The sequence below is a fragment of the Paenibacillus sp. 203 genome (genome assembly GCF_037027525.1).
GTDB classification, from domain to species: Bacteria; Bacillota; Bacilli; order Paenibacillales; family Paenibacillaceae; genus Paenibacillus; species Paenibacillus polymyxa_B.
Map to the genome: position 1 here is coordinate 194875 of NZ_JAXCHD010000003.1, position 25576 is coordinate 220450.

27 protein-coding genes are annotated in these 25576 nt (G+C 46.8%); 26 read left to right on the forward strand and 1 reads right to left on the reverse strand.

What is annotated here, in order from left to right; translation table 11 throughout:
- Nucleotides 1-81 precede the first annotated feature (81 nt).
- The 6 genes from WA407_RS07315 (at nucleotide 82) to WA407_RS07340 (ending at nucleotide 4184) form a co-directional block, all read left to right on the forward strand.
- On the forward strand, nucleotides 82-1191 hold the full coding sequence (locus WA407_RS07315) for a hypothetical protein (RefSeq protein WP_235309597.1): 1110 nt from the start codon (nucleotides 82-84) through the stop codon (nucleotides 1189-1191).
- 52 nt (nucleotides 1192-1243) lie between these two features.
- The gene (locus tag WA407_RS07320) at nucleotides 1244-1750 is read left to right on the forward strand and encodes a gamma carbonic anhydrase family protein (protein WP_023989153.1); all 507 of its coding nucleotides are present in this window, start codon (nucleotides 1244-1246) and stop codon (nucleotides 1748-1750) included.
- 22 nt (nucleotides 1751-1772) lie between these two features.
- Nucleotides 1773-1952 carry an IDEAL domain-containing protein gene (locus WA407_RS07325; RefSeq protein WP_013371655.1) on the forward strand — a complete coding sequence of 60 codons (180 nt, stop codon included), beginning with the start codon at nucleotides 1773-1775 and terminating at the stop codon, nucleotides 1950-1952.
- Between the two features lie 174 nt (nucleotides 1953-2126).
- Nucleotides 2127-2771 carry a DUF1405 domain-containing protein gene (locus WA407_RS07330; protein WP_013310701.1) on the forward strand — a complete coding sequence of 215 codons (645 nt, stop codon included), beginning with the start codon at nucleotides 2127-2129 and terminating at the stop codon, nucleotides 2769-2771.
- A gap of 288 nt (nucleotides 2772-3059) precedes the next feature.
- Nucleotides 3060-3320 carry a hypothetical protein gene (locus tag WA407_RS07335; RefSeq protein ID WP_155729680.1) on the forward strand — a complete coding sequence of 87 codons (261 nt, stop codon included), beginning with the start codon at nucleotides 3060-3062 and terminating at the stop codon, nucleotides 3318-3320.
- A gap of 18 nt (nucleotides 3321-3338) precedes the next feature.
- On the forward strand, nucleotides 3339-4184 hold the full coding sequence (locus WA407_RS07340; protein ID WP_235309598.1) for a sporulation protein YpjB: 846 nt from the start codon (nucleotides 3339-3341) through the stop codon (nucleotides 4182-4184).
- A gap of 77 nt (nucleotides 4185-4261) precedes the next feature.
- Here the strand turns inward: WA407_RS07340 and WA407_RS07345 are convergent, their stop codons facing one another.
- Nucleotides 4262-5131: a YitT family protein gene (locus WA407_RS07345; RefSeq protein ID WP_069289817.1), complete on the reverse strand. Its 870-nt coding sequence runs from the start codon at nucleotides 5129-5131 to the stop codon at nucleotides 4262-4264.
- 213 nt (nucleotides 5132-5344) lie between these two features.
- On the opposite strand from WA407_RS07345, the gene WA407_RS07350 reads away from it, so the two are divergent.
- The 20 genes from WA407_RS07350 (at nucleotide 5345) to WA407_RS07445 (ending at nucleotide 25469) form a co-directional block, all read left to right on the forward strand.
- The gene (locus WA407_RS07350) at nucleotides 5345-5674 is read left to right on the forward strand and encodes a nucleotide pyrophosphohydrolase (protein ID WP_235309599.1); all 330 of its coding nucleotides are present in this window, start codon (nucleotides 5345-5347) and stop codon (nucleotides 5672-5674) included.
- Nucleotides 5675-5724: 50 nt separating this feature from the next.
- Nucleotides 5725-6243 carry a tetratricopeptide repeat protein gene (locus WA407_RS07355; protein ID WP_013310696.1) on the forward strand — a complete coding sequence of 173 codons (519 nt, stop codon included), beginning with the start codon at nucleotides 5725-5727 and terminating at the stop codon, nucleotides 6241-6243.
- Nucleotides 6244-6274: 31 nt separating this feature from the next.
- Nucleotides 6275-7078 (forward strand): 4-hydroxy-tetrahydrodipicolinate reductase, encoded by an 804-nt coding sequence (dapB, locus tag WA407_RS07360; RefSeq protein ID WP_069289816.1) that lies wholly within the window; start codon nucleotides 6275-6277, stop codon nucleotides 7076-7078.
- A gap of 56 nt (nucleotides 7079-7134) precedes the next feature.
- Nucleotides 7135-7572: a methylglyoxal synthase gene (mgsA, locus tag WA407_RS07365; RefSeq protein ID WP_336077049.1), complete on the forward strand. Its 438-nt coding sequence runs from the start codon at nucleotides 7135-7137 to the stop codon at nucleotides 7570-7572.
- Complete coding sequence (bshB1, locus tag WA407_RS07370) at nucleotides 7569-8261, forward strand: bacillithiol biosynthesis deacetylase BshB1 (protein WP_336077050.1); 693 nt, start codon at nucleotides 7569-7571, stop codon at nucleotides 8259-8261. The genes mgsA and bshB1 overlap by 4 nt, the downstream gene beginning before the upstream one ends.
- Nucleotides 8262-8346: 85 nt before the next feature.
- Nucleotides 8347-9510 carry an N-acetyl-alpha-D-glucosaminyl L-malate synthase BshA gene (bshA, locus tag WA407_RS07375; RefSeq protein WP_254328418.1) on the forward strand — a complete coding sequence of 388 codons (1164 nt, stop codon included), beginning with the start codon at nucleotides 8347-8349 and terminating at the stop codon, nucleotides 9508-9510.
- Nucleotides 9511-9565: 55 nt separating this feature from the next.
- A complete protein-coding gene (locus WA407_RS07380; protein ID WP_336077051.1) occupies nucleotides 9566-10888 on the forward strand; it encodes a CCA tRNA nucleotidyltransferase in 1323 nt (440 codons plus the stop codon).
- Nucleotides 10881-11855: a biotin--[acetyl-CoA-carboxylase] ligase gene (locus tag WA407_RS07385; RefSeq protein WP_336077052.1), complete on the forward strand. Its 975-nt coding sequence runs from the start codon at nucleotides 10881-10883 to the stop codon at nucleotides 11853-11855. Before WA407_RS07380 ends, WA407_RS07385 begins: the two co-directional genes overlap by 8 nt.
- Before the next feature lie 345 nt (nucleotides 11856-12200).
- On the forward strand, nucleotides 12201-13100 hold the full coding sequence (gene panB / locus WA407_RS07390; protein ID WP_023989139.1) for a 3-methyl-2-oxobutanoate hydroxymethyltransferase: 900 nt from the start codon (nucleotides 12201-12203) through the stop codon (nucleotides 13098-13100).
- A complete protein-coding gene (gene panC, locus WA407_RS07395; RefSeq protein WP_336077053.1) occupies nucleotides 13097-14035 on the forward strand; it encodes a pantoate--beta-alanine ligase in 939 nt (312 codons plus the stop codon). Before panB ends, panC begins: the two co-directional genes overlap by 4 nt.
- Nucleotides 14028-14411, forward strand: a complete 384-nt coding sequence (panD, locus tag WA407_RS07400) for an aspartate 1-decarboxylase (protein WP_013371641.1) — start codon at nucleotides 14028-14030, stop codon at nucleotides 14409-14411. The genes panC and panD overlap by 8 nt, the downstream gene beginning before the upstream one ends.
- A gap of 82 nt (nucleotides 14412-14493) precedes the next feature.
- Complete coding sequence (locus tag WA407_RS07405) at nucleotides 14494-15126, forward strand: tetratricopeptide repeat protein (protein WP_336077054.1); 633 nt, start codon at nucleotides 14494-14496, stop codon at nucleotides 15124-15126.
- Nucleotides 15127-15281: 155 nt separating this feature from the next.
- Nucleotides 15282-18149: an ATP-dependent DNA helicase DinG gene (dinG, locus tag WA407_RS07410; protein ID WP_061829187.1), complete on the forward strand. Its 2868-nt coding sequence runs from the start codon at nucleotides 15282-15284 to the stop codon at nucleotides 18147-18149.
- 44 nt (nucleotides 18150-18193) lie between these two features.
- Nucleotides 18194-18847, forward strand: a complete 654-nt coding sequence (locus WA407_RS07415) for a redox-sensing transcriptional repressor Rex (protein WP_023989135.1) — start codon at nucleotides 18194-18196, stop codon at nucleotides 18845-18847.
- The gene (locus WA407_RS07420) at nucleotides 18834-20135 is read left to right on the forward strand and encodes an amidohydrolase (protein ID WP_336077055.1); all 1302 of its coding nucleotides are present in this window, start codon (nucleotides 18834-18836) and stop codon (nucleotides 20133-20135) included. The genes WA407_RS07415 and WA407_RS07420 overlap by 14 nt, the downstream gene beginning before the upstream one ends.
- Nucleotides 20136-20172: 37 nt before the next feature.
- The gene (locus tag WA407_RS07425) at nucleotides 20173-20697 is read left to right on the forward strand and encodes a cell wall elongation regulator TseB-like domain-containing protein (protein WP_254328425.1); all 525 of its coding nucleotides are present in this window, start codon (nucleotides 20173-20175) and stop codon (nucleotides 20695-20697) included.
- Between the two features lie 541 nt (nucleotides 20698-21238).
- Nucleotides 21239-21772, forward strand: coding sequence for a hypothetical protein (locus tag WA407_RS07430; protein ID WP_061829183.1), 534 nt, complete (start codon nucleotides 21239-21241; stop codon nucleotides 21770-21772).
- Entirely contained in the window at nucleotides 21765-23267 is a 1503-nt protein-coding gene (locus WA407_RS07435) for an AAA family ATPase (protein WP_336077056.1), read from the forward strand. Before WA407_RS07430 ends, WA407_RS07435 begins: the two co-directional genes overlap by 8 nt.
- 136 nt (nucleotides 23268-23403) lie before the next feature.
- Entirely contained in the window at nucleotides 23404-24276 is an 873-nt protein-coding gene (locus WA407_RS07440) for a 3-hydroxyacyl-CoA dehydrogenase family protein (RefSeq protein WP_061829181.1), read from the forward strand.
- Nucleotides 24273-25469 (forward strand): acetate/propionate family kinase, encoded by a 1197-nt coding sequence (locus tag WA407_RS07445; RefSeq protein ID WP_013310675.1) that lies wholly within the window; start codon nucleotides 24273-24275, stop codon nucleotides 25467-25469. The genes WA407_RS07440 and WA407_RS07445 overlap by 4 nt, the downstream gene beginning before the upstream one ends.
- Nucleotides 25470-25576 lie beyond the last annotated feature (107 nt).

A 25576-nucleotide genomic window follows, 5' to 3' on the forward strand; every position in this document is an offset into this window, starting at 1 on the left:
TCTGAACAATCCGTCAAAGCTGTGGGTACAACAGGTAAGAATCAATTCCGGATGACAGTCCAGTGACGAGGCGATGGAACAATGAATCTGGCGGATATGCTGACATTTGCGGATATTGTGCATTTGAACAGAATCGCGGTGTATTACGATTGTGACTGTAAACCTAATTCCAAACATGAGTTGATCCAGGGGATTTTGACGAAGCTCGGCAGCAGTAGTTTTTTTGAGACGCAGGTCAAGGAGCTGAGGTTGTCAGAGGTAAGGTTTTTGAACGCGCTGCTGTTCGATGACCGACCGTATTTCAGCATGGAGGAATTGGTTGCAATAGCCAAACAGTCTGTTGAGGAGGACAAGAATCCTGGTGAGCGGCCAAGGGATATTGTGACCCGTCTGCGTTCTAGTGGCTGGTTGTTCAATGGTTCGACGCACAATACGAGGTATTTGTTCCAAATTCCGTTGGATATGAAGGAGCGCTTTCGACGTGTTATGGTACATGACTTCCAAAACGGAATGACCCGGGTAAGCGAACCGTCGTCGTACCGGGATGAAGGGCATCTGCTGGCAGAGGATTTACGGCTTTTCCTTCAATACATGGGGCAGCATGAGGTTCCGCTAAATCCCGAGGGAGCTTGGTATCGTCGCAATCAGCAGCAGCTGATGGAACATTTGCACATTGCGGAGCCGCTTTTGGGTAAGGGAGGATGGCGTTTCGGGTATGGCTCCTCTTTTAAGTTTTATCCAGACCGAATGGCACTACTTTATGATTATGCCCGTCACTCCAAGTACATTGAGGAGAAAGGGGACCAAGTTGTGCTGACGGCAAAGGGAGAAGCGCATCAGGAGCATACAATTGAGGAAGAAATGATACAGCTATTCAGGTTTTGGTTAAGATTGTATAAAGGAGCCGTTCCTAATTTGCTGTCTCTAGTCTACTGGATTGGAGAATGTGCCAGGCCCTGGACGTCCTCAGAGTCGCTTTTTGTACATATCGGCCCACTGATTCGACCGTTTTACTATGATACGCCCCGTTCGGTCTTTGATCAGAGGATTATACGAATGATGCTTCACTTGGGTATGCTTCGTCAGGGTGAACATTCGACGGGACCATCTGTACAGATGACGGCCTGGGGGCTGAAGTTGGCGGGAGAGTGCCGCATTGGTCGGAACGACTCGGGTATACGGCTCCATTGACAAGCAGCACACATATTGATAGAATTTCACCCAAAATGAGAGGGTGAAGTTGTTGCTGATTCACTATAACGGAAACATGCCACAGCTCCATTCATCTGTCTATATGGCAGAAGGAGCAAAAATTGTCGGAAAAGTAACGATCGGTCAAGATTCCTCTGTATGGTTTAATGCCGTACTGCGCGGAGATATGGCGCCTATCATCATCGGTGAACGCTGCAATATTCAGGACGGTGTCGTGGGACATGTGAACACGGATCAGCCCCTGTTGCTGGCGGATGATATTTCGGTAGGTCATGCTGCAATAATCCACGGTTGTACGGTAGGCAAAGGCACTTTAATCGGTATGGGGGCCATTGTACTCAACGGAGCGGAGCTTGGTGAATATGCTTTAATAGGAGCAGGGTCGGTCGTTACGGAAAATACCAAAATACCACCCTATACTCTTTCTCTCGGTACACCTGCCAAAGTGGTGCGCGAATTGACAGATGCAGATTTGCAGCGGATGTCACGAACGGCACTCAGCTATGTGGCGAAAGGAAAAGAATATAGGATCTCTTAAACTCATGTTGGAGGTGCATCCTATGGATAAAATGAAGGTTACTTATGAAGTAATGTTGGGCCTGTCTGCTGAAATGGTTTTGGACGAGGCATTACGTAAACACCGGAGTGAAAAACTCTACAAGGATATTGATGAGGCGCTAGCCTCCGGAGATGAAGTAGCTTTTCGTCATCTTACGGATGAGCTGAAAGCAATGAGTTAGAACAATCTTAGGAATCCTAAGTTGGATTTCAGACGAATCTTTAGTTCAAAGATTATAATCATCAAACCTGACTGTAGCGGCGGTCAGGTTTTTTTGATACGCTTGGATATGATATAGTCTTTGTAGGATGGGACCTGTACAAGGCAACTGTCGTATGAACGGAGGATGAAGGACGTGTCGTTATCTTATTTGTGGAGCCGGTCGTTCTTGACGAGCCGGCCTTTTTTGTGGCTGCTGTTCTGGTGTAATCTGGTTGGAACGGTGTATGGGTACATATGGTATGGGGGGCAGTTGGAATATACGCTAAATTATCACCCAATGTGGCAGATTGTATTTGTGCCTGATAGTCCGACGGCGAGTCTGTTTTTTACGATCTCTATAGCATTTTTGCTCTATTCTCCGCGTCTCAAGAGCTTGAAGGTCATTCGCCAGATCATCGAGGCGTTGGCTGTTGTCACGAGTGTAAAATATGGCATCTGGGCTTCAGCTATTATTTTTTGGGGAGTTGCGCAGGGGGGACATATGATATGGCAGGATTGGATGCTGGTGGCATCTCACACGGCAATGGCGGTCGAAGCACTGCTGTTCGTGCGTTTTTTCACCTGCAAATGGACTGCTTTGTGCCTAGCCACACTCTGGACATTATTAAATGATACGATGGATTATACATTTGGTATATATCCGTATCTTCCGAAGACGCTAACGGATGATGTACCACAAGTGCGTGCTTTTACCTATATGCTGACCCTTGTCAGTATTATAGCGGCATGGCTTGCCATGTTTGCGCGCAATCGAATGGGAGTAGAAGTGGAGAAATAGAGATGAACATTGTTATAAACCAAAAAGAATATATATTTAAAAAAGGAACCGTGATGATCATAAAATAAGAAAGAGCTTTAATCATTTAGCTAAACAAAGTTTTGGTTTTGATTTTGAAGCTTGGTATCAATTGGGCTTTTGGAATGATAAATATATCCCTTACGTACGGCAGGGCAACTGTGATGCTACGTATTTGTTCGCAATGATAGTGTGAAGAATTTTTACCCTAAATTCGCGTTTGTTTCAGCACAAGAATATCAATCGAACCGGAAAGTAATCATAAACCACTTGGACATTAAAGTTGAGAAATTGAACCTGGAAGAGCAGTCGGATTTAAAGTTACTGAAAAATAAAAGTGCTAGATTAAATCCGTATTCACTTTTTGCTGCGGAAAGTAGTGAATGGCTGGTTTTATTCTATGCCATCTCGTTTTTTAAAGATAAATTTATGTATATACCTCAATATGACACGATTGTGGTTGCAGATTTTGAGGGGGATACCATTTGTCCTAAAGCAAGTTCTAGTCTCGGTAACCTTGCCATACAGTAAGGTGAGGAGGGATGTCCCATGATTAGGGGTCAGGCGTTGCAAATTATGATACGTATTGTTTCGAGTGTTGTTTTAACTATGGTCCTGCTGCTGTCCGTCTGCGTCCCTCCAGGTGTGGCAGAAGCGCGTGATCAGTCAAAACCCGTAGGAAATATAAAAGAGATTGAGGAACTGGATCATGCAGCTGCGATACTGTACCGAGATGTGATGGACGGGAACATTGAAAAAGCGCGCGCGGATGTAGCCGAGGTGAGTCGATGGTTTGGCACTGGACAGGTGCAGGCAGCGTTATCTGTAGAGGCCATTCATGCTTTGTCCGGCAGCATCCTTGAGGTGCAGCAAGCTACACAGTCCGTCCAAGCATCACCGGATGAATGGGTGAAGGCTGCGGCCAATTTACGACTTGCGACAGATGCGCTTGCACATCCGCGTCAGCCCTTATGGCAGCAGTATTATAAGATTTTAAAAGAAGATGTTAGTGGCTTGAACAGCCAGTTTGCTAAAGGCAACATGAAGGGTTTCAAAGCTGGAGCCGCGGTGCTGGAGGACCACTATGAGACGATCCGTACAGCAGCATTGATTCATGGCAGAACAAGTGAAGTTGTCCGGGCTGATTCATGGATTTCCTACGTCAAAGGATTGGGGGATCAGCAAAATGCAGATGCCTCAGCGATTAGAGGGGCGTTGGATCAGGGAAATCCGACGTTTAATGCCTTGTTTGGACGTGAAAAAGACGCCACTGCCCTGGCGCCATTTATCCCGCGTGAAAGTGAGCGCCGGGCAGAATTGGCAATCGGCATGATTGTTCTGCTGGCGCTGGCCTATGCAGGTTATCGTAAATATCGAGCTGGTTTCTCTGGATAACGATGCAAAATTCGAATATTCGCGTCGTTGGCTGCTGAGCCATCCATATAGGTTAGCCCATCGCCCGGATTTCCGGGCTATTCCTCTTTGAACCCCTCTCCATGTACATCATGCACATCCTGTATGATAATAAACGCCCGTGGATCAACCGATTTAACAATTTGGTGCAAACGTCGTATTTCCTGACGAGGCACGACACAATAGGCAACATGCTTGGCCTGCTTGGAAAATGCACCTACAGCCGGAATAATAGTAACTCCACGATCCATGTCCCTAATAATAATATCCGCAATGTCCATCGTGTGGTCGCTGATAATCATAAAGGCCTTGGCAGAATAGGCCCCTTCTTGTATAAAATCAATAATTTTGGACGCGATGAACACGGCGACTAATGTATATAGAATTTTTTCTTTTGGTATGTAAAGTAGTGAAGCACCGATAATGACAATATCAATGACCAGCAGAATCCTTCCCATACTCCAGCCAAACTTCCGGTTTAGAATACGAGCGATTATATCCGAGCCGCCCGTGGTGCCGCCAAAGCGGAACACAATACCTAATCCGGCCCCAAGCGTAACCCCCGCATATAATGAAGAAAGTATAAAATCGTGTTCAGTTTGAAATGTTCCCATCCATCCGAAATGAATCATTTTTTCATACAACCACAGAAAAAAAGTGAGCGACCCGATACCTACCCCTGTATATAGAATTTGCTTGCCCCCAAGCATTTTCCACCCAATTAAAAATAAAGGAATGTTCAGCAGCAATGTGGAGAGAGAGGGTGAAATCGAAAAAGCATAATTGAGCAGCAGGGTGATCCCTGTAATACCACCTTCCATCAGTTTACTGGGTATTATAAAATAAAGCAGACCGAATGCATAGATGGCGGTCCCGAGCACAATGGGTAAAATCAGTTTAAGCTGTTCCATGGACTTGGATATCTTCATATGATCCCTCGCAGTAGCAGTTTAAGGAAGAACGACTTCATGCTGATTTTGCTAAATCGCAGCTCCTTATATGTAGTATTCCTTTTTACGAAAGCTTTAAAAGGCTGATGACTGTAAGTTGGATCATAAGTACACAATTAAAAAAAATTTGTTTTAAAATGTGCTTTACGATAACATATGAATAAACCTGCACATGGGGGGATTGCGTGATTCATGGAAAAATCATTAGATGAAATTCAACGTGAGGTAGACCAATATATATCTCAATTTAAGGAAGGGTATTTTAGCCCTTTGGCGATGTTGGCCCGGATGTCTGAGGAAGTCGGGGAACTGGCGAGGGAAGTCAATCACTCCTTTGGCGAGAAACCGAAAAAAACGGATGAGGCGGACAATTCGATTGAGCTGGAGCTGGGGGACATTTTGTTCATCACAGTTTGCTTTGCGAACTCGCTAGGTATAAATTTGACCGAGGCTCATGATAAGGTCATACGAAAATTTAACACGCGTGACGCGAATCGCTGGACCAAAAAGGACACCGATTAGGCGTTTTGTACATATGCTGTACCAAACCGGTTACCCGGAGGTGCAGTGTCATGAAGGCGGAGGAATACGTTCAGAAAGCTTATCAGTGCATTTTGCAGAACGATTTTGAGCAGGCCGTGGAATGGTTTGAAAAAGCAATTTCAGCTCAGCCTGATCATGCGGAGCATTATTTCCGGTGCTCGGTTACCTATGCTCGTAGTGGTCGTTTGGAGCAGGCTCTCGCATATGCAGAGCATGCGGTTCGTCTCGCTCCACAGCAGGATGAATATGTTCTCCATCTGCATGCGCAGGAAGCCAGGCAGCATACGGAGAAGGCCAGAAAAATGCTGGATGTCGACAGAGCTACGCCACAGGTGCGTCAGGATGCGATTTTGCTACTGGAACGAGCAATAGCCCTCGATCCGTTATGTGGGGATGCTTTTTTGTTGCTCGCATTGATTTATGATGAATTGAATGAGTATAAGCTAGCTGTGCAGGCTGCTCGCGAGGCGGCTGCACTGTTTCCTCACAATGTGCAGCTTGCCAACCTCATGAAGAAGTTATGCCAGCAGATGAATGAACAGATCTAACACAAATGGATGCATAAGGAGTTGTAGGGATATGTCAGAACCAATAAAAGTGGCTGTTGTAGGAGCAGCAGGGCGTATGGGGCGTGAAGTTGTCAAATTGGTTCTTCAGGATGAGGAACTACAGCTTGTGGCCGCAGTGAACAGAACACATGCCGGCAGTGATGCCGGCCTTCTCGTCGGATTACCGGAAGCGGGTATCGCTATTGTGGAGGACGTGGAGCAGGCTTTACTGGATAGTCGAGCGGATGTCATGGTCGATTTTACGGGGCCGCGTTTTGCGTACGCACATACAGCGCTTGCTATCAAGTATGGAGTACGTCCGGTTATCGGAACGACAGGGTTTACCCCCGAACAGATTAATGAACTGGACAAGCAGTGTCGTGAGCAGCAAATTGGTGGTCTGATCGCGCCGAACTTTTCGATTGGAGTCATTTTGATGATGCGGTTTGCGGCTCAGGCAGCGAAATACTTCCCACATCTGGAAATCATCGAGTATCATGGTGACCAAAAATTGGACGCGCCATCGGGCACAGCCATTAAGACCGCAGAGCTGATCGCCGAACAGCGTGAAGAGCTACGACAGGGTAACCCGGAAGAGGAAGAAACGTTAGAAGGATCACGGGGGGGGTACTATCAAGGGTTCCGTGTTCACAGTGTCCGTCTTCCCGGTGTGTTCGCACAGCAAGAAGTAATCTTCGGAGGGTTTGGACAATCTCTGAAAATTCGTCAGGATTCTTATGAACGAGCGGGCTATATGCCGGGTGTTAAAATCGGTATTCAGAAGGTCATGGAGCAGCCGGGGCTTGTATATGGATTTGAGCATTACATCGATTAAGAATACGCGAATGATTTGACGAACGAAATTATAGAATGAGGCAGGAGGAACTTTGAATGTTAAAGATTGCATTTATAGCGCATGACCGAAAAAAGGATGAAATGGTAAATTTCATAACGGCCTATGAGCATGTTTTTACAGATCATCAGTTATTTTCAACAGGTACAACAGGTCTGCGCATTATGGAGCAAACCAAGCTTCAAATTCACCGTTTCATGTCCGGGCCGCTTGGAGGAGATCAGCAAATCGGGGCTATGGTTGCACAAAATGACATGGACATGATTATATTCTTGCGTGATCCGCTTATGGCCCAGCCGCATGAGCCGGATATTAGCGCCCTGTTACGTCTGTGTGATGTACAAGGGATTCCTCTGGCAACCAACGTTGCAACTGCTGAAATACTGGTTAAGGCGCTAGACCGTGGCGATTTTGCTTGGCGTGAGCTGGTACATAAATATAAACCGGGGATTGACCAGCAAGGTGATATAAAATGACACTGGACATCTTGATTTTCGGAGCCCATGCCGACGATGCAGAAATAGGAATGGGAGGCACGATTGCTAAGCATACAGCCGCTGGTTTAAAGGTGGGCGTTTGCGATTTGACGCGGGCTGAAATGTCATCCAATGGTGATGTGGATACTCGTATGGCAGAGGCAGAACACGCTGCAAAAGTACTCGGACTTGCCGTGCGGACGAATTTGGGTCTGCCGGATCGTGGATTATATGTAACTCCAGAACATGTAGCTGCAGTTACAGCAGAAATACGGCGCCATGCACCGAAAGTCGTATTTGCTCCTTATTGGGAGGATCGGCATCCAGACCATGTCATGTGCAGTAAGTTAGTGGAGGAAGCGGTATTTAACGCCAAGTTGCGACGTTTTATGCCAGAAAATCCTGCGGTACAGGTAGAGCAATTATATTTTTATTTTATTAATGATATTGGCAGAACGGATTTAATTGTGGATATCACCGAGCATTATGAAGCCAAAGAACGGTCTTTGTTGAGTTATGCTTCGCAATTTCAGACAGCACCTGGAAAGGATACAGTATCCACACCCTTAAATCAGGGATATGTGGAACGCGTAAAAGCTCGCGACTCGTTGTTGGGTCAACGCAAACTGATTTCGTATGCAGAAGGCTTTGCGTCCAAAACGCCATATCTGGTTAAGCTATTCACATAAGAATTCTATACTTGAGCATTTTGCAGAATGTTAAAATAAATCGGCAGGAAAGTTATCACTGATGAGCGGAAGGAGGCAGCTTAGCTTGAAAGACAAATTGAAAATTGGCATTACCTGTTATCCGTCGTTGGGTGGCTCCGGCGTAGTGGCTACTGAGTTGGGTAAGTTGCTGGCAGAAAAAGGGCATGAGGTCCATTTCATTGCCAATAGCATTCCGTTCAGATTAGGCGGGGCATTTCAGAAAAATATTTTTTATCATGAGGTTGAAGTTAACGATTATTACGTGTTTAGATATCCACCCTATGATTTGTCACTCGCGACCAAAATGGCCCAAGTCGCACAAATGAAGAATTTGGACGTACTCCATGTTCATTATGCAGTACCCCATGCAGTATGCGCTTACTTGGCGAAGGAAATGGTGGGTGATCATCTGAAGGTGGTAACCACCTTGCACGGTACGGACATTACAGTGTTGGCACAGGATGAGTCGTTGAAGGACCTGATTCGGCTGGCTATTAACAAAAGTGACGCTGTGACAGCGGTTTCCAAGGATTTGATTCGGGAGACGATAGATGCGTTGGAAATTACACGACCTATTGATTTAACCTACAATTTTGTAGATAAACGGGTATATTATCCACGAGATGCCGCGGCGCTTAGAAGAGATTTTGCCCAACCGCATGAAAAAATAATGATGCATATTTCCAATTTCCGTCCTGTCAAAAGGGTGGGAGATGTGCTGGATATATTTGAAAAAGTGCAACGTAAAGTACCTGCGAAGCTACTGTTGGTGGGAGAAGGACCGGATCTTCCAAAAATCCGTTGCAAAATCGAGAATTTAGGTCTGCAAGATAAGGTCTTCTTTTTAGGTAAGCAGGATCAGATCGCAGAAGTAATTTCTATGGCGGATGTGCTGCTGCTTCCCTCGGAAAAAGAAAGTTTTGGTCTGGTTGCATTGGAAGCAATGGCCTGTGGAGTGCCGACAATCGGTTCTCAAGCAGGGGGGGTACCTGAACTCGTTGTTCATGGAAGTACGGGGTATCTTGCTGAAATCGGTAATACTGAGGCAATGGCTGATTATGCAGTAGAGCTGTTGTCCGATGAAGCGATGGCGGAACGTTTCCGTGAAGCGTGTCTGACCCGCGCCCGTACCGTTTTTTGTGATGAACTGATTACCCGTCAATATGAAGAGATATATTACCGTGTGTTGGGACGCGAGGTGCCGGATCTTAAACCGATCAGCGTTTAAGGGGGCGGACTCGCGTCCGTTTTTTATATTGAATACTTGCAAAGGGGGAAACCCTATGAATACAAATACTTGGCAATATGCTGACCAAGAGATGGCATTTCATGGCAGAGAGGTTATACATACACTAACCGCAGCAGGACACGAAGCCTACTGGGTCGGTGGCTGTGTGCGGGATGAGCTATTAGGAAGAGCCATTCATGATATGGATTTGACTACTTCGGCTGAGCCTGAACAGGTCATAGCGCTATTCCCTCACGTCATTCCGACAGGAATTCAGCATGGGACGGTTACGGTCATGCAGGGTGGCCATGCGTTCGAGGTAACCACTTTTCGTACGGAAAGTGGTTATGCCGATCACCGCCGTCCAACGGAAGTTGCCTTCGTAAAGGATATCCGTGAGGATCTGATGCGACGGGATTTTACTATGAATGCGATTGCGATGGCAGAACACGGAGAGCGTGTTGACCCATTTGGAGGAGAAGCCGATTTACGAGCCGCTCTCGTTCGTTGTGTAGGCCGAGCCGAGGAACGTTTTGAAGAGGACGGGTTACGGATGCTGCGTTGCATCCGTTTTGCCTCTGTGTTTCGGTTCCGTGTTGCTTACAACACCTGGAAAGGCATGATTCGGCGCAAAGAGGGACTTCGTTACATAGCCATGGAACGTGTGCGGGTCGAGCTGGAAAAGATGCTAGCGGGCCCTGACCCTTTACGTGGGTTGGAGATGCTGAGCCGTAGCGGATTGCTCGGTTGTACGAAGGTTCCGGTTCCTTGGGAACAATGTGAAGTAGGGGCGCTCAAGGGGATCGTTCAACTGCAAGAAGAACTGCGGTGGGGCCTGCTCTTAATGTCTTGTAGACTTACCTCAGAGGCAGCGGATGAGCTATTAAGAGCTTGGACCTTTTCCAACGCGGTACGACTTCGGCTGGTTCATCTGCTGGAATGGGAGACCGAATTAATCTACAGTGCTGGTGCCATAGCTGGCGATTCCGATCCGGGGGAGTCTGGCATTGTCAACGATGAGGCGCTGCGTCGTAGCTGGATTCGTCTGCTAATTAGACTGGGAAAAGATACAGCTTCAGACTGGCTTGATCTTTACAAGACACTGCCTGCTTCATTCCGCGGATTACCGCCGTCGGTAGAAAAGCATGTGGCGAAAACAGCCGAACTGGCAAGCTCGTGGACAAAGCAGGCTGTAGTCGTTCGTATCAATGATTTAAATATTACAGGAAATGAACTGGTTCAAGCGATAAATCGACCAGGCGGACCTTGGCTGGGTCAGCTGATGGAACAGCTTTTACAAGCTGTTGCCTGCGGAGATACTCCGAATGAAACAGAAACATTGCTTCAGGAAGCGAAACGGGTGATGAGCAGTGAATAATCATGAAAGATTGTTAGGCATACTGGAGGAAGGTACATCCGATTACGTATCAGGGGAGGAAATCAGCCGACGCCTCTCGGTTAGCCGAACAGCAGTATGGAAGCAGATCAACAAACTGCGTGAGTTGGGCTACAACATTGATGCCTCCTCGCGTCGGGGTTATCAATTGATATCCCGACCGGATCGGCTGCAAGTCTCCAAATTGGCCGATATGTTAAATACTCAATCTTTTGGCCAGCGTATTGTTGTACTGGATTCGACGGTTTCCACTCAGCAAGATGCCATGCGTTTGGCAGAAGAGGGCGCGCCAGAGGGGACAGTAGTGCTTGCAGAGGAACAAACGGCAGGTCGGGGACGTTTGGGACGGAAGTGGTATTCCCCTCGTGGCAAAGGAGTCTGGATGAGCATTGTGTTGCGTCCTACCCAGCCCTTGGCTTTTACCCCCCAGCTAACGCTACTTACAGGTGTAGCAGTGTGCAGGGCCATTCGTCGGCTGACGGGTGTGGAGGCTGGTATCAAATGGCCAAACGATCTGCTGATTCATGGTCGCAAAATATCCGGTATTCTGCTGGAATCTGCAACAGAGGATCAACGGGTTCGATACTGTATTGCAGGGATTGGCATTGATGTGAATTTAAATAAAGAAGATTACCCGGAAGAGTTATCGCAGGTGGGAACGTCCTTGAAAATAGAAGCAGGGCGTGAAATTGACCGTACTGTGCTGATCGCCTCAGTGCTGGAAGAGATGGAACAGCTAAGCAAGTTGTATGCCGAGCAGGGGTTTCAGCCTATAGCCATGCTGTGGGAGGCTTTGTCCGTGACTATGAACCGTAGCATACGGGCACATACCGGGCAAGGGATAACTGTAGAAGGTACAGCTGTTGGCTTGGACCCTTCCGGGGCACTCGTAGTAGAAACGGATCAGGGAGAGCGAATTCAGGTCATTTCAGGGGATATACAATTGTAGAAGCAACCCTAGCTATGAAAACGACCGAAATCGTTCTATTCCCTGTGCAAAACTTCACGTGAAAAAGCTGATGTTTTTTGTTATACTGTGCAGGAGGCGGCATCGGACGGTCCGAGCTGCACTCCAGGGGCACATGCTCTACTTTAGCAAGTTTGTAAGACCATCATAACTTCATTTGAAGGTTACGTTGGATTCTGCTCTGAGCCGAACAGGACCGAGACAGAAGGGACGATCTCAAAATGAGTGTCTTTTTTGGCTGTTCGGACCTTTTGATGACGCAGATGTACAGGCGTTCATAAAAGGTTATTTTTTGTGCCAAAAAAAGATGGAAGGGAGCCATTTACAATGGCAGGAAAACAAGCACTGAATATTGTGAAAATGAAAAAAATGAAGCAAGAGGGCATTCCGCTCAGTATGCTGACCGCCTATGATTATCCATCGGCTAAAATAGCCGAGGAGGCGGGAATTGACATGATTCTCGTAGGTGACTCGCTGGGTAACGTAGTTCTTGGTTACGATTCAACCATCCCTGTAACCTTGGATGATATCGTGTACCATTCCCGGGCAGTCGCAAGAGGCGCGGAACATACATTTATCGTAGCGGACATGCCTTTTATGACATATCACAGCAGCGTATCAGAAAGTCTTCAGGGCATCCGCCGTCTGATGCAGGAAGGACATGTGCATGCTGTTAAATTGGAGGGCGGAGCTGAAATTGCCGATGTTGTAAAAGCAACTGTTCAGGCAGGTGTGCCTGTATTGGGACATATCGGGCTTACTCCGCAATCGGTTAATCAAATTGGCGGCTATCGCATTCAAGGCAAGGACGAAGCGGACGCACGCCGGTTAATGGCGGACGCCAAGGCGCTGGAGCAGGCGGGTGCTTTTGGCGTTGTATTGGAACTGGTAACTGAGGAAGTGGCAACAGCGATTTCTAAAGAGCTTTCCATTCCAACCATTGGAATTGGTGCTGGACGTGGATGTGACGGTCAGGTACTCGTTTATCACGATCTGATTCAGTACGCATCGCCTTATTTCAGCAAACGCTTTGTTAAAACCTATGCCGATGTAGGCGGCTTGATCCGCAGCAGCATTGAGCAGTATGTGAGTGATGTAAAAGGGCGGGCATTTCCGGCCGCGGAGCATGTGTTCAGCGCGGATGACCGCGTTGTGGAATCCCTGTATGGTAAGGCAAAAGGACAGACACAGGAACAAGCTAAGGAAAAGGTGGAATCACGCTCATGATCATCGTAAGAGAAGTGGATCAGCTGCGCAAGATTATTGCTGAACGTCGGCAGCTTGGGACAAGCGGAACAAAAAAGGTACACGGTTCTACCTCTTTACAGCAACATAAAGTCGGCTTTGTACCAACAATGGGATACCTGCATGAAGGGCATGCGAGCTTGATGCACAAGGCGCGTGAAATGGCGGATACGGTGGTGCTTAGCATTTTCGTAAATCCGATTCAATTTGGACCGAATGAAGATCTAGACAGCTATCCTCGCGATGAAGCTCGTGATTTGGAGGTAGCGCGGCGCGAAGGCGTGGATATTGTTTTTTTACCAACTGTAGCAGAAATGTATCCACAACCAACCCAAACCAAAATTCGTGTATCCGCTTTGACAGATCGTTTGTGCGGTGCTTCCCGTCCCGGCCATTTTGATGGTGTGACTACGGTGGTAGCCAAGCTTTTTAACATGATAGGTCCTGATTTGGCTTTCTTTGGAATGAAGGATGCGCAGCAGGTTGCTGTGCTCCAGCAGATGGTGACTGATCTCAATATGAACGTGACTATCGTACCTTGTCCCATCGTCAGAGAGGCGGATGGCTTGGCCCTCAGCTCCCGTAATGTGTATTTAAGTGCAGAACAGCGCGAGCAGGCGTTGGTGCTGTCTCAGTCACTGCGTAAGGTGCAAGAAGTGAGCGAAGATATAGTAACAAACACAATTACGATTCGTCAGCTACATCAAATGGTGGAGTCCACCATTACTTCCTCTCCTTTAGCAGACATTGATTACATTGAAATATTAACTTTTCCCGGTCTGGAGCCCCTTCTTCCCGAGCAGCGGCTATGTGATGTTCAGGAAGACGTCATCGTAGCGCTGGCTGTGAAATTTGGCAATACCAGACTGATTGACAATATAAGAATACAGAATGCGGAGGTGCTTTCCCATGTTTAGAACCATGATGAAATCCAAAATTCACCGCGCTACGGTTACGGAAGCTAACCTGAACTACGTGGGGAGTATCACTATAGATGAAGATCTCATGGAGACATCGGATTTGTTGGAGAATGAAAAGGTTCAAATTGTAAACAATAACAATGGAGCTCGACTGGAAACCTATGTTATCCCCGGACCGCGTGGGAGCGGCGTAATCTGTCTCAATGGTGCGGCAGCCCGTTTGGTGCAGCCTGGTGATACAGTCATTATTATTTCTTATGCTTCCATGTCGAATGAAGAGGCCAAAACATACAAACCAACAGTGGTATTTGTTGATGAACATAATAAACCAGCCCAAACGATGAACAAAGAAGTACACGCGACGATCATGTAATGAATGGGAGTGCGGATGAAACCCGTCTTTTAAGCGAAAAATGTGAGTGTATTAATCCATCTTTCATAAGGGCGGGATGCACATGTTCCAGCATGTATTCGCAGAAATGAACAGCATGTTAGATGATATCGTGAAGCATTACCCATCAGCCCAGGGCTCCCGCAGGCAGGAGCTGCTACAGCACTGGAGTCTGCTGCGGAGAATGAGTGACGGAATTATGGATGAGTGGCTGGCCTTTGAGGAAAAAATGGTTTGCCTTCGTGCGGCCGGGTTTTCCGCGGAGACCGATATGTCTGACACGGAGCTGCCTGAAAAAGAGCTGCCAGCTTTTAATCGGGGGCAAGGGTATTATCGATTACTCATGTACCCTGAGGCGATCCAACAATTTGAGCAGGTACTACAGCATTTTCCGAACAGCTGGCAGAGTCGCATGTATATGGGAATGGCCTATTTTCAACTAGATGATTCAGCAGAGGCTGTATGCCATTTTCAGAAGGTGCTGGACTTGACTGAGCAGGCAGGACTGAAGGCGGTCATCTATAATGCGCTAGGCTGTCTGTTGGCAAAGCAGGCTGACGTAGAGGAGGCGCAAAAATGTTTTGCTCTCGCACATCAGTTCGATCCTGCGTTACCCGAGCCGCTGCACAATATGGAAGCCTGTCTGTCCGGTACCGAAAAGCTTCGATACGACAGCTCCATGATGACCTGGATGTAGTTGTCAGACACCGAGCAAGACGATGCATGCCCACCTCTCAGGCGGCGTGTGCATCGTCTTTTTTGGCTGTCTTAATTTCCAAACAGGCGATCTTCTGCTATGCTAATATACAGAGTTATTATTTTTGTAAGTGTCATAAGAAAGGATTAGCCCGAATGAAATTTGCGGTATTGGATTTTGAAACGACAGGCACCCAGTCCGCGGATGACATCATTCAAGTCGGACTTGCAATTATAGATCATGATAACAGCATTTCCCGTGTTTACGGCTCTTATGTAAACCCTGGCAGATCTATTCCCCCTTTTATCACCGGGTTGACCGGAATTACAGACGATGACGTCAAGGATGCTCCTGCACTTGAAGAAATGATGATGGAGCTCGTGCCTATGCTGGACGATGTTGTACTGGTCGGTCATAATGTGGCGTTTGATTTTAATTTTTTGCAAAACGCTCTGGATCGGTGCGGTTATTTGCCGTTTAGCGGAAGAATCTTGGATACAATGGATTTTCTGAAAATTATGTTTCCATCGCTATCTTCGTATCAGTTGGGTTTTGTGTCTTCTGAGTTTGGGCTGGCGCATGATCGCCCTCACCAAGCAGACAGCGACGCGTTGGCTACGGCTGAGGTGTTTTTAAAGTGTCTGGGTGAGCTTCAAGCATTACCTTTGATAACGATACAGCGGCTTAGCGATTTGTTTGCAGAGGAAGACAGTGACCTTGGATGGTTTCTTGATGGGGTGCGTGAAGAGAAAGAGCTTGATCCTATTCAGGATCTGGAGGGACATCAGTTTTTTCGTCAGCTTGCGCTAAAAGTGGAAGATTGGACGGAGCTAGCTGCTCCGCGTAGAGAAGATGACCCGAATCCACTGTCAGGTGTTTCCTTTGAGGAGTACATGGATGATGTGCGGGACAATTTGCGTTCATCCTTGAGCCAATATGAGGAGCGCGAGGCGCAGATACAGATGATTGAGGGTGTAAATCAGGCACTGAGTGAAGACAAGCACCTACTGATCGAAGCAGGTACAGGAACAGGGAAGTCCCTCGGCTATTTGCTCCCATCGCTGTATCACAGTGTGAAAAAAGGACAGCGAGTTATGGTAAGTACACATACGATCAACCTGCAGGAGCAATTACGCGAGCGCGACATTCCGATGCTGACCAAGGTGATTCCGTTTCCGTTCCGGGCTGCTATTTTCAAGGGTCGGGGACATTATTTGTGTCTGCGTAAGTTTGAACATAAAATAAACAGAAGAGACTTCGCGACACCGAAGGAAGATTTAATTACAGCTGCTCAGATGATCGTCTGGTTGACGCTAACAGAAACCGGTGATGATGAAGAACTGAATCTGAGCAACCGTGGTGGAGATTTCTGGGAAACGGTGGCGAGTGATTCAGAGTCCTGTCTTGGTCGTTCTTGCCCATGGTTCCGCAAATGCTATTATCATCGTGCACGCCATGAAGCAGGGATAGCGGATGTTGTTATTACGAATCACTCTAAGTTGTTTACAGACGTCAAAGCTAGTCACCAGTTGTTGCCGAGCTATGAACATCTGGTGATTGATGAAGCCCATCACCTGGAGGAAGTAGCTGGTAAGCACCTAGGTATGCATATGAAATATTTCACACTCGTGCATACACTGACGCGACTGTTCAAAGACAGCAAGAATGGACAACTGCCTTCACTTCGTCAACAGTTGGCGAAATCGGGGCACGAGAAGTCGACGGATTGGGCCTCAACCATCGATCAGATGTATCCGCTCGTGTTAGAGGTTAAGGAAACTTGGGACCTGCTAAGCGACAAGCTGTTTGGCATGTTGCCAGAACGAAGCGATGCGACACCGGGTGAAACAGGACAGTTTTCTTCCCGTCTCAAACCTTCAGCCAAGCCTGCAAAGTGGGATCAGGCGGGGGCTTTGGAAAATCAGCTATATGTAACGATGAGTGAAATTTTGCGCAAGGGCGACAAGCTGATGCTGGACGTCAAGGAAGAACATGACGATTATGCGGCGGATAGCCTTATTACAGATATCACGGGTCTGCTCAAGGATCTGGCGGGGATTCGAGAAAATTTGCGCTTTTTTATGCGACTCGATGATGAAACAACCGTATACTGGCTCGAAGCGAGTGGGCAATTCCGCAGTAAATCATTACAATTTTATGCGGTGCCCGTCGATGTGAGCCGCCAGTTGAAAGAAATGTTTTTTGACAAAAAAAGAAGCATTATTCTGACGTCTGCTACCTTATCGGTAGATAAGTCGTTTCAGTACATGATCGATCAGCTCGGCTTGCAGGAAGCCGCAGATCAAGAGCGGCTGATGACTTCGCAGCTCCCGTCACCCTTTAATTACAGGGATCAGGTGTTGCTGGTCATTCCACGGGATTTCCCAAGCGTGAAGGGCAGTGTAGGAGATGCACACTTTGTAGATATGCTCGTTAGCTCTCTAGGAGCGACTGCTCAGGCGACGCGGGGGAGAATGCTTGTTCTGTTTACTTCCTATCGGATGCTCCGGCAAGTGTATGAGCCGCTCAAAGAGGCCTTAGCATCCAGCGAAATTACTGTGCTGGGACAAGGTGTGGACAGTGGGAGTCGCAGCAAGTTAACCCGCCGTTTTCAGGAAGCCAAAGCTTCTGTATTGCTGGGAACCAGCAGCTTCTGGGAAGGCGTCGATATTCCGGGGAAGGCTCTGACTTGTCTGGCCATTGTTCGCTTGCCATTTCAACCGCCGAATCACCCGTTGCTGGAGGCAAAAAGCGAGCTGCTCCAGCAGCAGAAGAAGAATCCATTTATGAAGCTGTCTGTACCACAAGCGGTCATTCGCTTCAAACAGGGATTTGGTCGGTTGGTTCGTACAGCGAGCGACCACGGGGTCGTTATCGTTTACGATACGCGTGTGATCGAATCCTATTACGGAAAGCACTTTTTGTACTCGTTACCGGGACCAAAAATGGAGCATATGCCATCGGAACAAATGGTGCCCCGCATCGCCGAATGGCTCCAATCCGCCCCGGAGACCGAGGCATAACGGACGGACACTAAGTATGTTCGTTACAATTAGGGGGAGCAAGTATGAAATCAGATAAAATTTCAGAGGCTGTCGTACGGAGGTTACCCGTATATTTACGTTATCTGAATGCACTTCACAAACGGGAGGTGGCTACGGTCTCTTCTCAAGAGTTGGGACAAAGGCTAGATTTGAACCCGGCCCAAATCCGTAAAGATCTCGCCTATTTTGGAGATTTTGGTCGGAAGGGTATCGGTTATGATGTTTCTTATCTAATTGAGAAAATACGCCATATCCTGAAAATCGATCAGCAAATTAATGTAGTATTGGTCGGAGCGGGTAATCTGGGGCAAGCCCTTTCGAATTATAACGCTTATTTAAAAGACAATATGAAGATTGTAGCGGTATTTGATGCGTTTCCGGATAAGGTAGGGACCAAGATCAATACATTGGTCGTGCAACCGATGGATGAACTGGAAGCGACTGTGAGAGAAAAAAACATTCGAATCGGGATTATTACCGTACCTGATTTTGAAGCACAGCACGTGGCTGACAGGCTTATTGAGAGCGGAATTGGAGCGATCCTGAACTTTGCACCGACTACTCTCAAGGCACCGGCCAACATTCGGATTCATGCCACAGACTTTACAACTGATTTGCTTAGCCTCGCTTATTATTTGGAGGACGGAAAGGAAGAAACACAATATGACAGTGAATAAATGGATGATTAAAAACGGCTCTTTTGCCGTAAATGGACCAGAAGCTGGGGTAATCCATGGTTTTATGATTGTGGAAGATAGCCGCATTACTTACATTGGCGAGACTTTGCCTTCGGGTGAGGAAGAGACGGAAGCGATCGATGGTAAGGGGCTTTTGTTTTTACCTGGTCTGATTAATACTCATGGTCATGCGGCGATGTCTCTGCTGCGTGGGCATGGAGATGACTTGGCACTTCAAGTATGGCTTCAGGAAAAAATGTGGCCTATGGAAGCCAAGTTTACATCTACGGACGTGTACTGGGGTACGTCGTTGTCTGTGCTGGAAATGCTGAAAGGTGGAACAACGACCTTCCTGGACATGTACGATCATATGGATGAGGTGGCTCGTGTAGCTGAAGAGTCAGGTATTCGTGCAAGTCTGATGCGTGGAGCAATTGGACTATGTTCGGAGGAAGAACAGCGAATCAAGCTGGCTGAGGCCGTGACTTTTGCGCGTAACTGGCATGGTAAAGCAGACGGGCGTATTACAACAATGATGTCACCGCATGCGCCATACACCTGTCCACCTGCGTTTATTGAAAAATTCGTACAAGCTGCGCATGATCTGGATTTGCCGCTGCATACGCACATGTCTGAGACGATCGCCGAAGTGGAGCAAAACGTACGAGACTACGGTTTGCGTCCAGTTGCGCACTTGGATAAGCTTGGCTTTTTCTCCCGTCCCTCGCTTGTTGCCCATGGCGTTCATTTGAACGACGAAGAAATAGCTTTACTGGCTGAACGTGGTGTAGCGGTTTCGCACAACCCAGGTAGCAACTTGAAGCTGGCAAGTGGTGTGGCAAGAGTGCCTGAATTGCTGCGTGCAGGGGTTACCGTTTCTCTCGGAACGGATGGTCCTGCCAGCAATAATAACCTGGATATGTTCGAGGAAATGCGTCTGGCAGCACTTATTCACAAGGGTGTATCTGGTGACCCTACGGCAGTTCCTGCGAGTGAAGCGCTGCGTCTGGCAACAGAATACGGTGCAAAGTCAATTGGTTTAAAAGAAGTAGGAGCGTTGGCAGCAGGCAACAAGGCTGACTTTATCGCGCTGGATCTGAATCAGGCACATTTCTTGCCGCGTACAGATCTTATTTCCCATGCGGTATACTCAGCAAGCGCCAAAGACGTGGTTCACGTATGGGTAGACGGTCGTCAGGTTGTGAAAAACGGCGAATGCATGACTATGGACGAGGAACGCATCAAACATGAGGCACAAGCCGCCTTTGAAGGGCTGCTGTCGCGCTAATTCAGGTGTCACATCCCCTTAGAGAGGAAGCACGGGTTTGAAAAATAAGAAAAAGTGGATAGCGGTCGCCATTTTGGCCGTAATACTGATCCTGGTCAGCATTTTCTGGTATTATTCCTATGTTACTCAAGACCAGGTGGCTGAGAAAAATGCCGCTATCATTAAGGCCAAGCAATCAGGTGGTCTGGTTAGCACGACTCAAACATGGAAGTCTGTGTGGGATCAGGTATATTGGGTGGTTCAAGGGAAAAATGCACAGAATGAAAATATAATGGTGTGGGTTCCTTTTCAAAAAGTGGAGGGACAACCTAACGTACCTGCCGCAGATAATAGCGGTGTTCACACCGAGTTGCTGAAGAACGGAGTCGATGAGCAAAAAATGACGTCAATAATTCAGCAGCAGCTTCCAGGTGCAAAAATTGTAAGGCTTCAGCCGAGTGTGTTCAATGGCGAATATGTGTGGCAGTTGTTTTACGATGATGGAAGTCATCATTACTACACCTTTTATCGTTTCTCAGATGGGGTGGCGACGGGTGTAAAGTATACTTTGCCCAATAACTGAGCTGGTTGAGGATTAGCAGATGTGGAATAAATGACTAGTAAATAATTGAAAGCTTAAGAAAAAGACGTAAATGCGATGAAATTCGTATTTACGTCTTTTAGTCTTGCTATGCCGTAAAGTGGGCTGAAAGCCAGTGAAGCATCTTTACCTATCCATCTTCTCTCCTAGGGCAAATTCATCTTTATGGCGGGCAGTACGGAGTGGAGGATTTGAATCTGGAGAAGCGGAGCGTTCGCCTTTGCCGCCGGATTTTCTCCGTAAGAATATAATCGAGAAAAATCGGGTGGCAACAGCGATCGTAAGATCAAATCCTACGCTCAGCGTCTCGCCTCCACCTTAACCAAAGATTTTGCCTCATCACAACTCCTCCACACATTGCCTTCGATATTAGATATACGTTATGATATACTATATTTTATAAGTGATAGACAAAAATGATAGAAAAAAGAATTGCTGATCGCTGTAAGATCATGCAATTTGGTTGTTTGTTGACATTCGTCCCGTTTCTTCTGGGTTTTACATTTTGAGAGGAGGATGTTGTTTGAAATTGCGTGCAGTTCCTATCGTTGTGGCGGCAGTTTTGGCAGCTTTGCTGCTATTTGGGGGATGGTTCATTTACCGTCAGGTTACAATGCAAAGCCCTCTGGAAAAACTGGTTTCTCAATATCCAGGCGTGACAAGCGCTCAAATAGATATTAAACAGGATCAGGTTGTATTGAAACTAGATCTCAAACCGCAGGCGGATGTGGCCGGATTAGTCGATGTGGTTAAGCAAAAAGGACAAACCATCATTGGCAGCCGTACCATTAAGCTGGATATTGAAGATCGTTCCAATTCAGCACTGAATCAATGGTGGTCTGAGGCTATGTTTCCTGTAGCCGAAGCGATGGAAAATAAAAAGTATACTCAAATTTCATCTACAGTTGAGCAGATGAAAAAGAAAAAGACGGGTATCAAAGCTGATACCGACATGGATTCGAACAATGTCTATATCCGACTCAGCGAAGGGAAAGCGACCAAATTTATCGTTTTGCCACGTCAATCTCAGCAAATGGGGGTATGGCCTAATGCCTAGATGGATCAAGGAAACATTAATCGGCATAGTGCCGGTGACTATTATATTTCTCGTTTTTATTGGGGTGAATATTATCCCTCTTCTAGTTGCTGGCGTGATGCTCAGCGGCTTGTTAATGCTCATGCATGCACGTGGTGGCTTGGCCGTAGGTGCTGGGCAAGAACGTAAACGCAAAAAAAATGGTCCGGACAAACTGACTTTTGAGGAAATCGGTGGGCAGGAAAGCGCTAAGCAGGAGCTGCGTGAGGCCCTGGACTTTTTGAATCGACATGATGAAATTTCCAAGTTTGGTATCCGTCCATTAAAAGGTGTTCTGCTTACAGGTCCTCCGGGAACAGGGAAAACACTGATGGCGAAAGCAGCCGCACACTATACTAATTCTGTATTTGTTGCAGCCTCAGGTAGTGAATTTGTTGAAATGTACGTTGGTGTTGGCGCGGGTCGTGTCCGTGAGTTGTTTCGGGAGGCACGTACTCGTGCAGCCAAGGAAAAAAAGGAAAATGCGATTATTTTTATTGACGAGATCGACGTAATTGGTGGTAAACGTGAGGGTGGACAGCAACGAGAATATGATCAGACTTTGAATCAGTTGCTGACAGAAATGGATGGCATTTATTCGGCAGATACACCGCGGATTTTGATCATTGCAGCAACAAACCGTAAAGAAATGTTGGACAGCGCCTTAACGCGTCCAGGACGTTTTGACCGTCATATTCAAGTGGATTTGCCTGATAAGAAGGGCCGTCTTCATATTCTTAAAATTCATGCCAAAAACAAACCGATTCAGGAAGATGCGAATCTGGACAAAATTGCTGATGAATCTTACGGGTTTTCCGGCGCACAGCTGGAGAGCGTGATGAATGAAGCGGCAATCTATGCGATGAGACAGGATCAGAAAATGATTGCGCAGAAGCATCTGTCGATGGCAATTGACAAAGTAATGATGGGTGAAAAGACAGATCGAGAATCGACATTGGAAGAGAAAAAACGTGTAGCGATTCATGAACTGGGACATGCTATTATGGCCGAAATTGTTCGTCCCGGTAGCGTAAGCCAGGTAGCACTTAGCCCACGTGGGAAAGCGCTTGGCTATGTGCGCCACAATCCACAGCAAGAGCATTATTTATACACCAAGCAGTTCCTGGAGGAGCAGATCATGATCTCACTCGCAGGGGCTACGGCGGAAGAAATGTACTATGGCGGTCGCAGTACCGGCTCAAGTAATGATTTTGAGCAGGCGCTGAACATCGTCCATACGATGATGACTTCCGGTTTGACTTCACTTGGCATTATTAACATGGAAATGGTAACCAAAGAAGAACTTATGCGGGAAAATGGCGAGATTATGGCTGACCTGCACACCCGAACTTTGGAGTTGCTAGAAAAGCATCGTCCTGTGTTCGACAACTCACTTGACATCCTGATGAAGGAAGAAACTCTGTCTGGAGACCAATTTAGATGTCAATTTAGTGAAAATGCTTTATTACCAGCATAATTTTTTATGCTGGTTATTTTTTTTTACTTTTAGTCCGTGCTAAGATATTATTATCTATTGGGACATAAACATGTATTTTTCGACAAAGAAGGATACAATATATGAGAGTGACCAGGAAAGGGTGGAGTAAAGAATCATGCAATTTAAAAAAATCGGCGTCATCGGCGGCGGCACCATGGGACAGGGGATTTCTGAAATGCTCGCGTCCAAAGGAATCGATGTGCTGCTGGTAGAGCAGACACCAGAGAAACTAGACTACGCCTACAATATGATTGAAACGAGTCTGGACAAACAACTGGAAAAATGGGCAATTACTCAAGCTGAGAAAAAATTGATCTTATCCCGTATTCAAAAAGTAATCCATTTGGCGGAGCTCGGCAGCTGCGATATGGTCATTGAGACTATTACAGAGAATCTGGACGAGAAGAAAGCAGTGTTCCAAGAGCTAGACTATGTGTGTCCAAGCAATATTATTCTTGCAAGTAATACTTCCACGCTGAGCCTGACCGAGCTTGCTAGCTCGACCAAGTATCCTGAGCGTGTTATTGGTATGCACTTTATTTATCCAGTATCCCGTATTGATCTTGTAGAAATTATTCGTGGTTTGAAAACTTCGGACGATACATTTGAACACACTAAAATGTTCGTGGAAGAAATAGTGGAGAAAAAAGGAGTCATGATTTATGAATCTCCTGGATTCGTAACAAGCCGGATTATCTGTCTGCTGATTAACGAAGCGGCCCATGTACTTCAAGAGGGCGTGGCTTCCGCTGAAGATATCGATGACGCTATGCGAATCGGCTATAACTTCCAAAGCGGTCCTTTGGAAATGGCTGACCGCTTTGGTCTAGATTCCGTTTTGGCTGCTCTGGAGCGTATGTTCCGTGAATTCGGCGAATTGAAATATCGTCCGTCCATCGTTCTGAAGAAAATGGTGCGTGCAGGTAATCTGGGCGTGAAATCGGGCGAAGGCTTCTTTAAGTACGACAAGGATGGTGACCGGATATGAAAATTCTCGTAATCAATGCAGGGAGTTCTTCCCTGAAATACCAATTATATGATATGACGGACGAGTCCGTTCTGGCAAAAGGATTGGTAGAGCGCATCGGTATGGATTCCTCCATTCTTACGCATAAGCCAACCAATAAAGAAGAATACACCGAAGTTAGCGAAATTTTGGAACATACTACAGCCATCCGTAAAGTGCTGAACGCACTCACAGATGCTGAACATGGTGTAATCTCCAGTACTAGTGAAATTCAGGCTGTAGGCCACCGTGTGGTTCATGGAGGCGAAATCTTCAAACAGTCAGCAGTTGTAACGCCTGAAGCGAAGAGTGAAATCCGCCGCTTGTTTGACTTGGCACCACTGCATAACCCTGCTTCCATGATGGGGATTAAAGCGGCTGAATTGAATATGCCAGATGTACCGCAGGTTGTGGTATTTGATACCTCGTTCCATCAAACCATGCCTGAAAAAGCTTATATGTACGCCATTCCAAGAGTGTTGTACAATAAGTATAAGGTTCGTCGTTACGGTGCCCACGGCACTTCCCATGATTTTGTAAGTAAGGAAGCTGCCAAATTCCTTGGTCGTCCTTTGGAAGACCTGAAGATTATCACTTGTCATATCGGTAATGGTGGTAGTGTAACAGCAGTTCAAGGCGGTTTGTCTGTTGATACTTCCATGGGTATGACTCCACTGGAAGGTCTTATGATGGGTACTCGTAGTGGTGATTTGGACCCAGCAATCGTACCTTATGTCATGAACAAAGAAGAATTGACTGTCAATGAAGTCAATTCCATGCTGAACAAGCATAGTGGACTTTTAGCTATTTCCGGTATCAGCAGTGACATGCGTGAAATCACAGAAGGTATGGAAAAAGGCGAAGCTAATTCTACATTGGCATTCGAAATGTATGAATACCGTCTGCGCAAATACATTGGATCGTATGCTGCCGCAATGAACGGGGTAGACGTAATTGCATTTACAGCAGGTGTAGGCGAGAACTCCATCGTTCTGCGTAAGAGAGTGTTGGAGCAATTGACATTCCTCGGTATCGAGCTGGATGAATCGTTGAATGCTATTCGTTCTGGCGAGCCTCGCCGGATTACAACTGCAAATTCAAAGGTAGAAGTACTGATCATTCCAACGAACGAAGAACTGGTTATTGCCCGCGACACGTTCCGTCTGGTTCAGTAGTTCGGTTCGAAAGTATAAACTTTATGCATGCGGACTTACGTTTGATTTCCGCATGCACCAAACAGCGAGAGCAAACAGCCTGACCCAGGGGGAAGGGCTGTTTGATT

Coding starts and splice junctions, on each gene's coding strand:
- mgsA (WP_336077049.1), top strand. CDS start 7,135: ATGTTAAAGATTGCATTTATAGCGCATGACCGAAAAAAGGATGAAATG.
- WA407_RS07315 (WP_235309597.1), top strand. CDS start 82: ATGAATCTGGCGGATATGCTGACATTTGCGGATATTGTGCATTTGAAC.
- panB (WP_023989139.1), top strand. CDS start 12,201: ATGGCAGGAAAACAAGCACTGAATATTGTGAAAATGAAAAAAATGAAG.
- WA407_RS07340 (WP_235309598.1), top strand. CDS start 3,339: ATGATTAGGGGTCAGGCGTTGCAAATTATGATACGTATTGTTTCGAGT.
- WA407_RS07345 (WP_069289817.1), bottom strand. CDS start 5,131: ATGAAGATATCCAAGTCCATGGAACAGCTTAAACTGATTTTACCCATT.
- panD (WP_013371641.1), top strand. CDS start 14,028: ATGTTTAGAACCATGATGAAATCCAAAATTCACCGCGCTACGGTTACG.
- WA407_RS07380 (WP_336077051.1), top strand. CDS start 9,566: ATGAATACAAATACTTGGCAATATGCTGACCAAGAGATGGCATTTCAT.
- dinG (WP_061829187.1), top strand. CDS start 15,282: ATGAAATTTGCGGTATTGGATTTTGAAACGACAGGCACCCAGTCCGCG.
- WA407_RS07435 (WP_336077056.1), top strand. CDS start 21,765: ATGCCTAGATGGATCAAGGAAACATTAATCGGCATAGTGCCGGTGACT.
- WA407_RS07440 (WP_061829181.1), top strand. CDS start 23,404: ATGCAATTTAAAAAAATCGGCGTCATCGGCGGCGGCACCATGGGACAG.
- WA407_RS07355 (WP_013310696.1), top strand. CDS start 5,725: ATGAAGGCGGAGGAATACGTTCAGAAAGCTTATCAGTGCATTTTGCAG.
- bshB1 (WP_336077050.1), top strand. CDS start 7,569: ATGACACTGGACATCTTGATTTTCGGAGCCCATGCCGACGATGCAGAA.
- WA407_RS07350 (WP_235309599.1), top strand. CDS start 5,345: ATGGAAAAATCATTAGATGAAATTCAACGTGAGGTAGACCAATATATA.
- panC (WP_336077053.1), top strand. CDS start 13,097: ATGATCATCGTAAGAGAAGTGGATCAGCTGCGCAAGATTATTGCTGAA.
- WA407_RS07420 (WP_336077055.1), top strand. CDS start 18,834: ATGACAGTGAATAAATGGATGATTAAAAACGGCTCTTTTGCCGTAAAT.
- WA407_RS07405 (WP_336077054.1), top strand. CDS start 14,494: ATGTTCCAGCATGTATTCGCAGAAATGAACAGCATGTTAGATGATATC.
- WA407_RS07325 (WP_013371655.1), top strand. CDS start 1,773: ATGGATAAAATGAAGGTTACTTATGAAGTAATGTTGGGCCTGTCTGCT.
- WA407_RS07415 (WP_023989135.1), top strand. CDS start 18,194: ATGAAATCAGATAAAATTTCAGAGGCTGTCGTACGGAGGTTACCCGTA.
- WA407_RS07445 (WP_013310675.1), top strand. CDS start 24,273: ATGAAAATTCTCGTAATCAATGCAGGGAGTTCTTCCCTGAAATACCAA.
- dapB (WP_069289816.1), top strand. CDS start 6,275: ATGTCAGAACCAATAAAAGTGGCTGTTGTAGGAGCAGCAGGGCGTATG.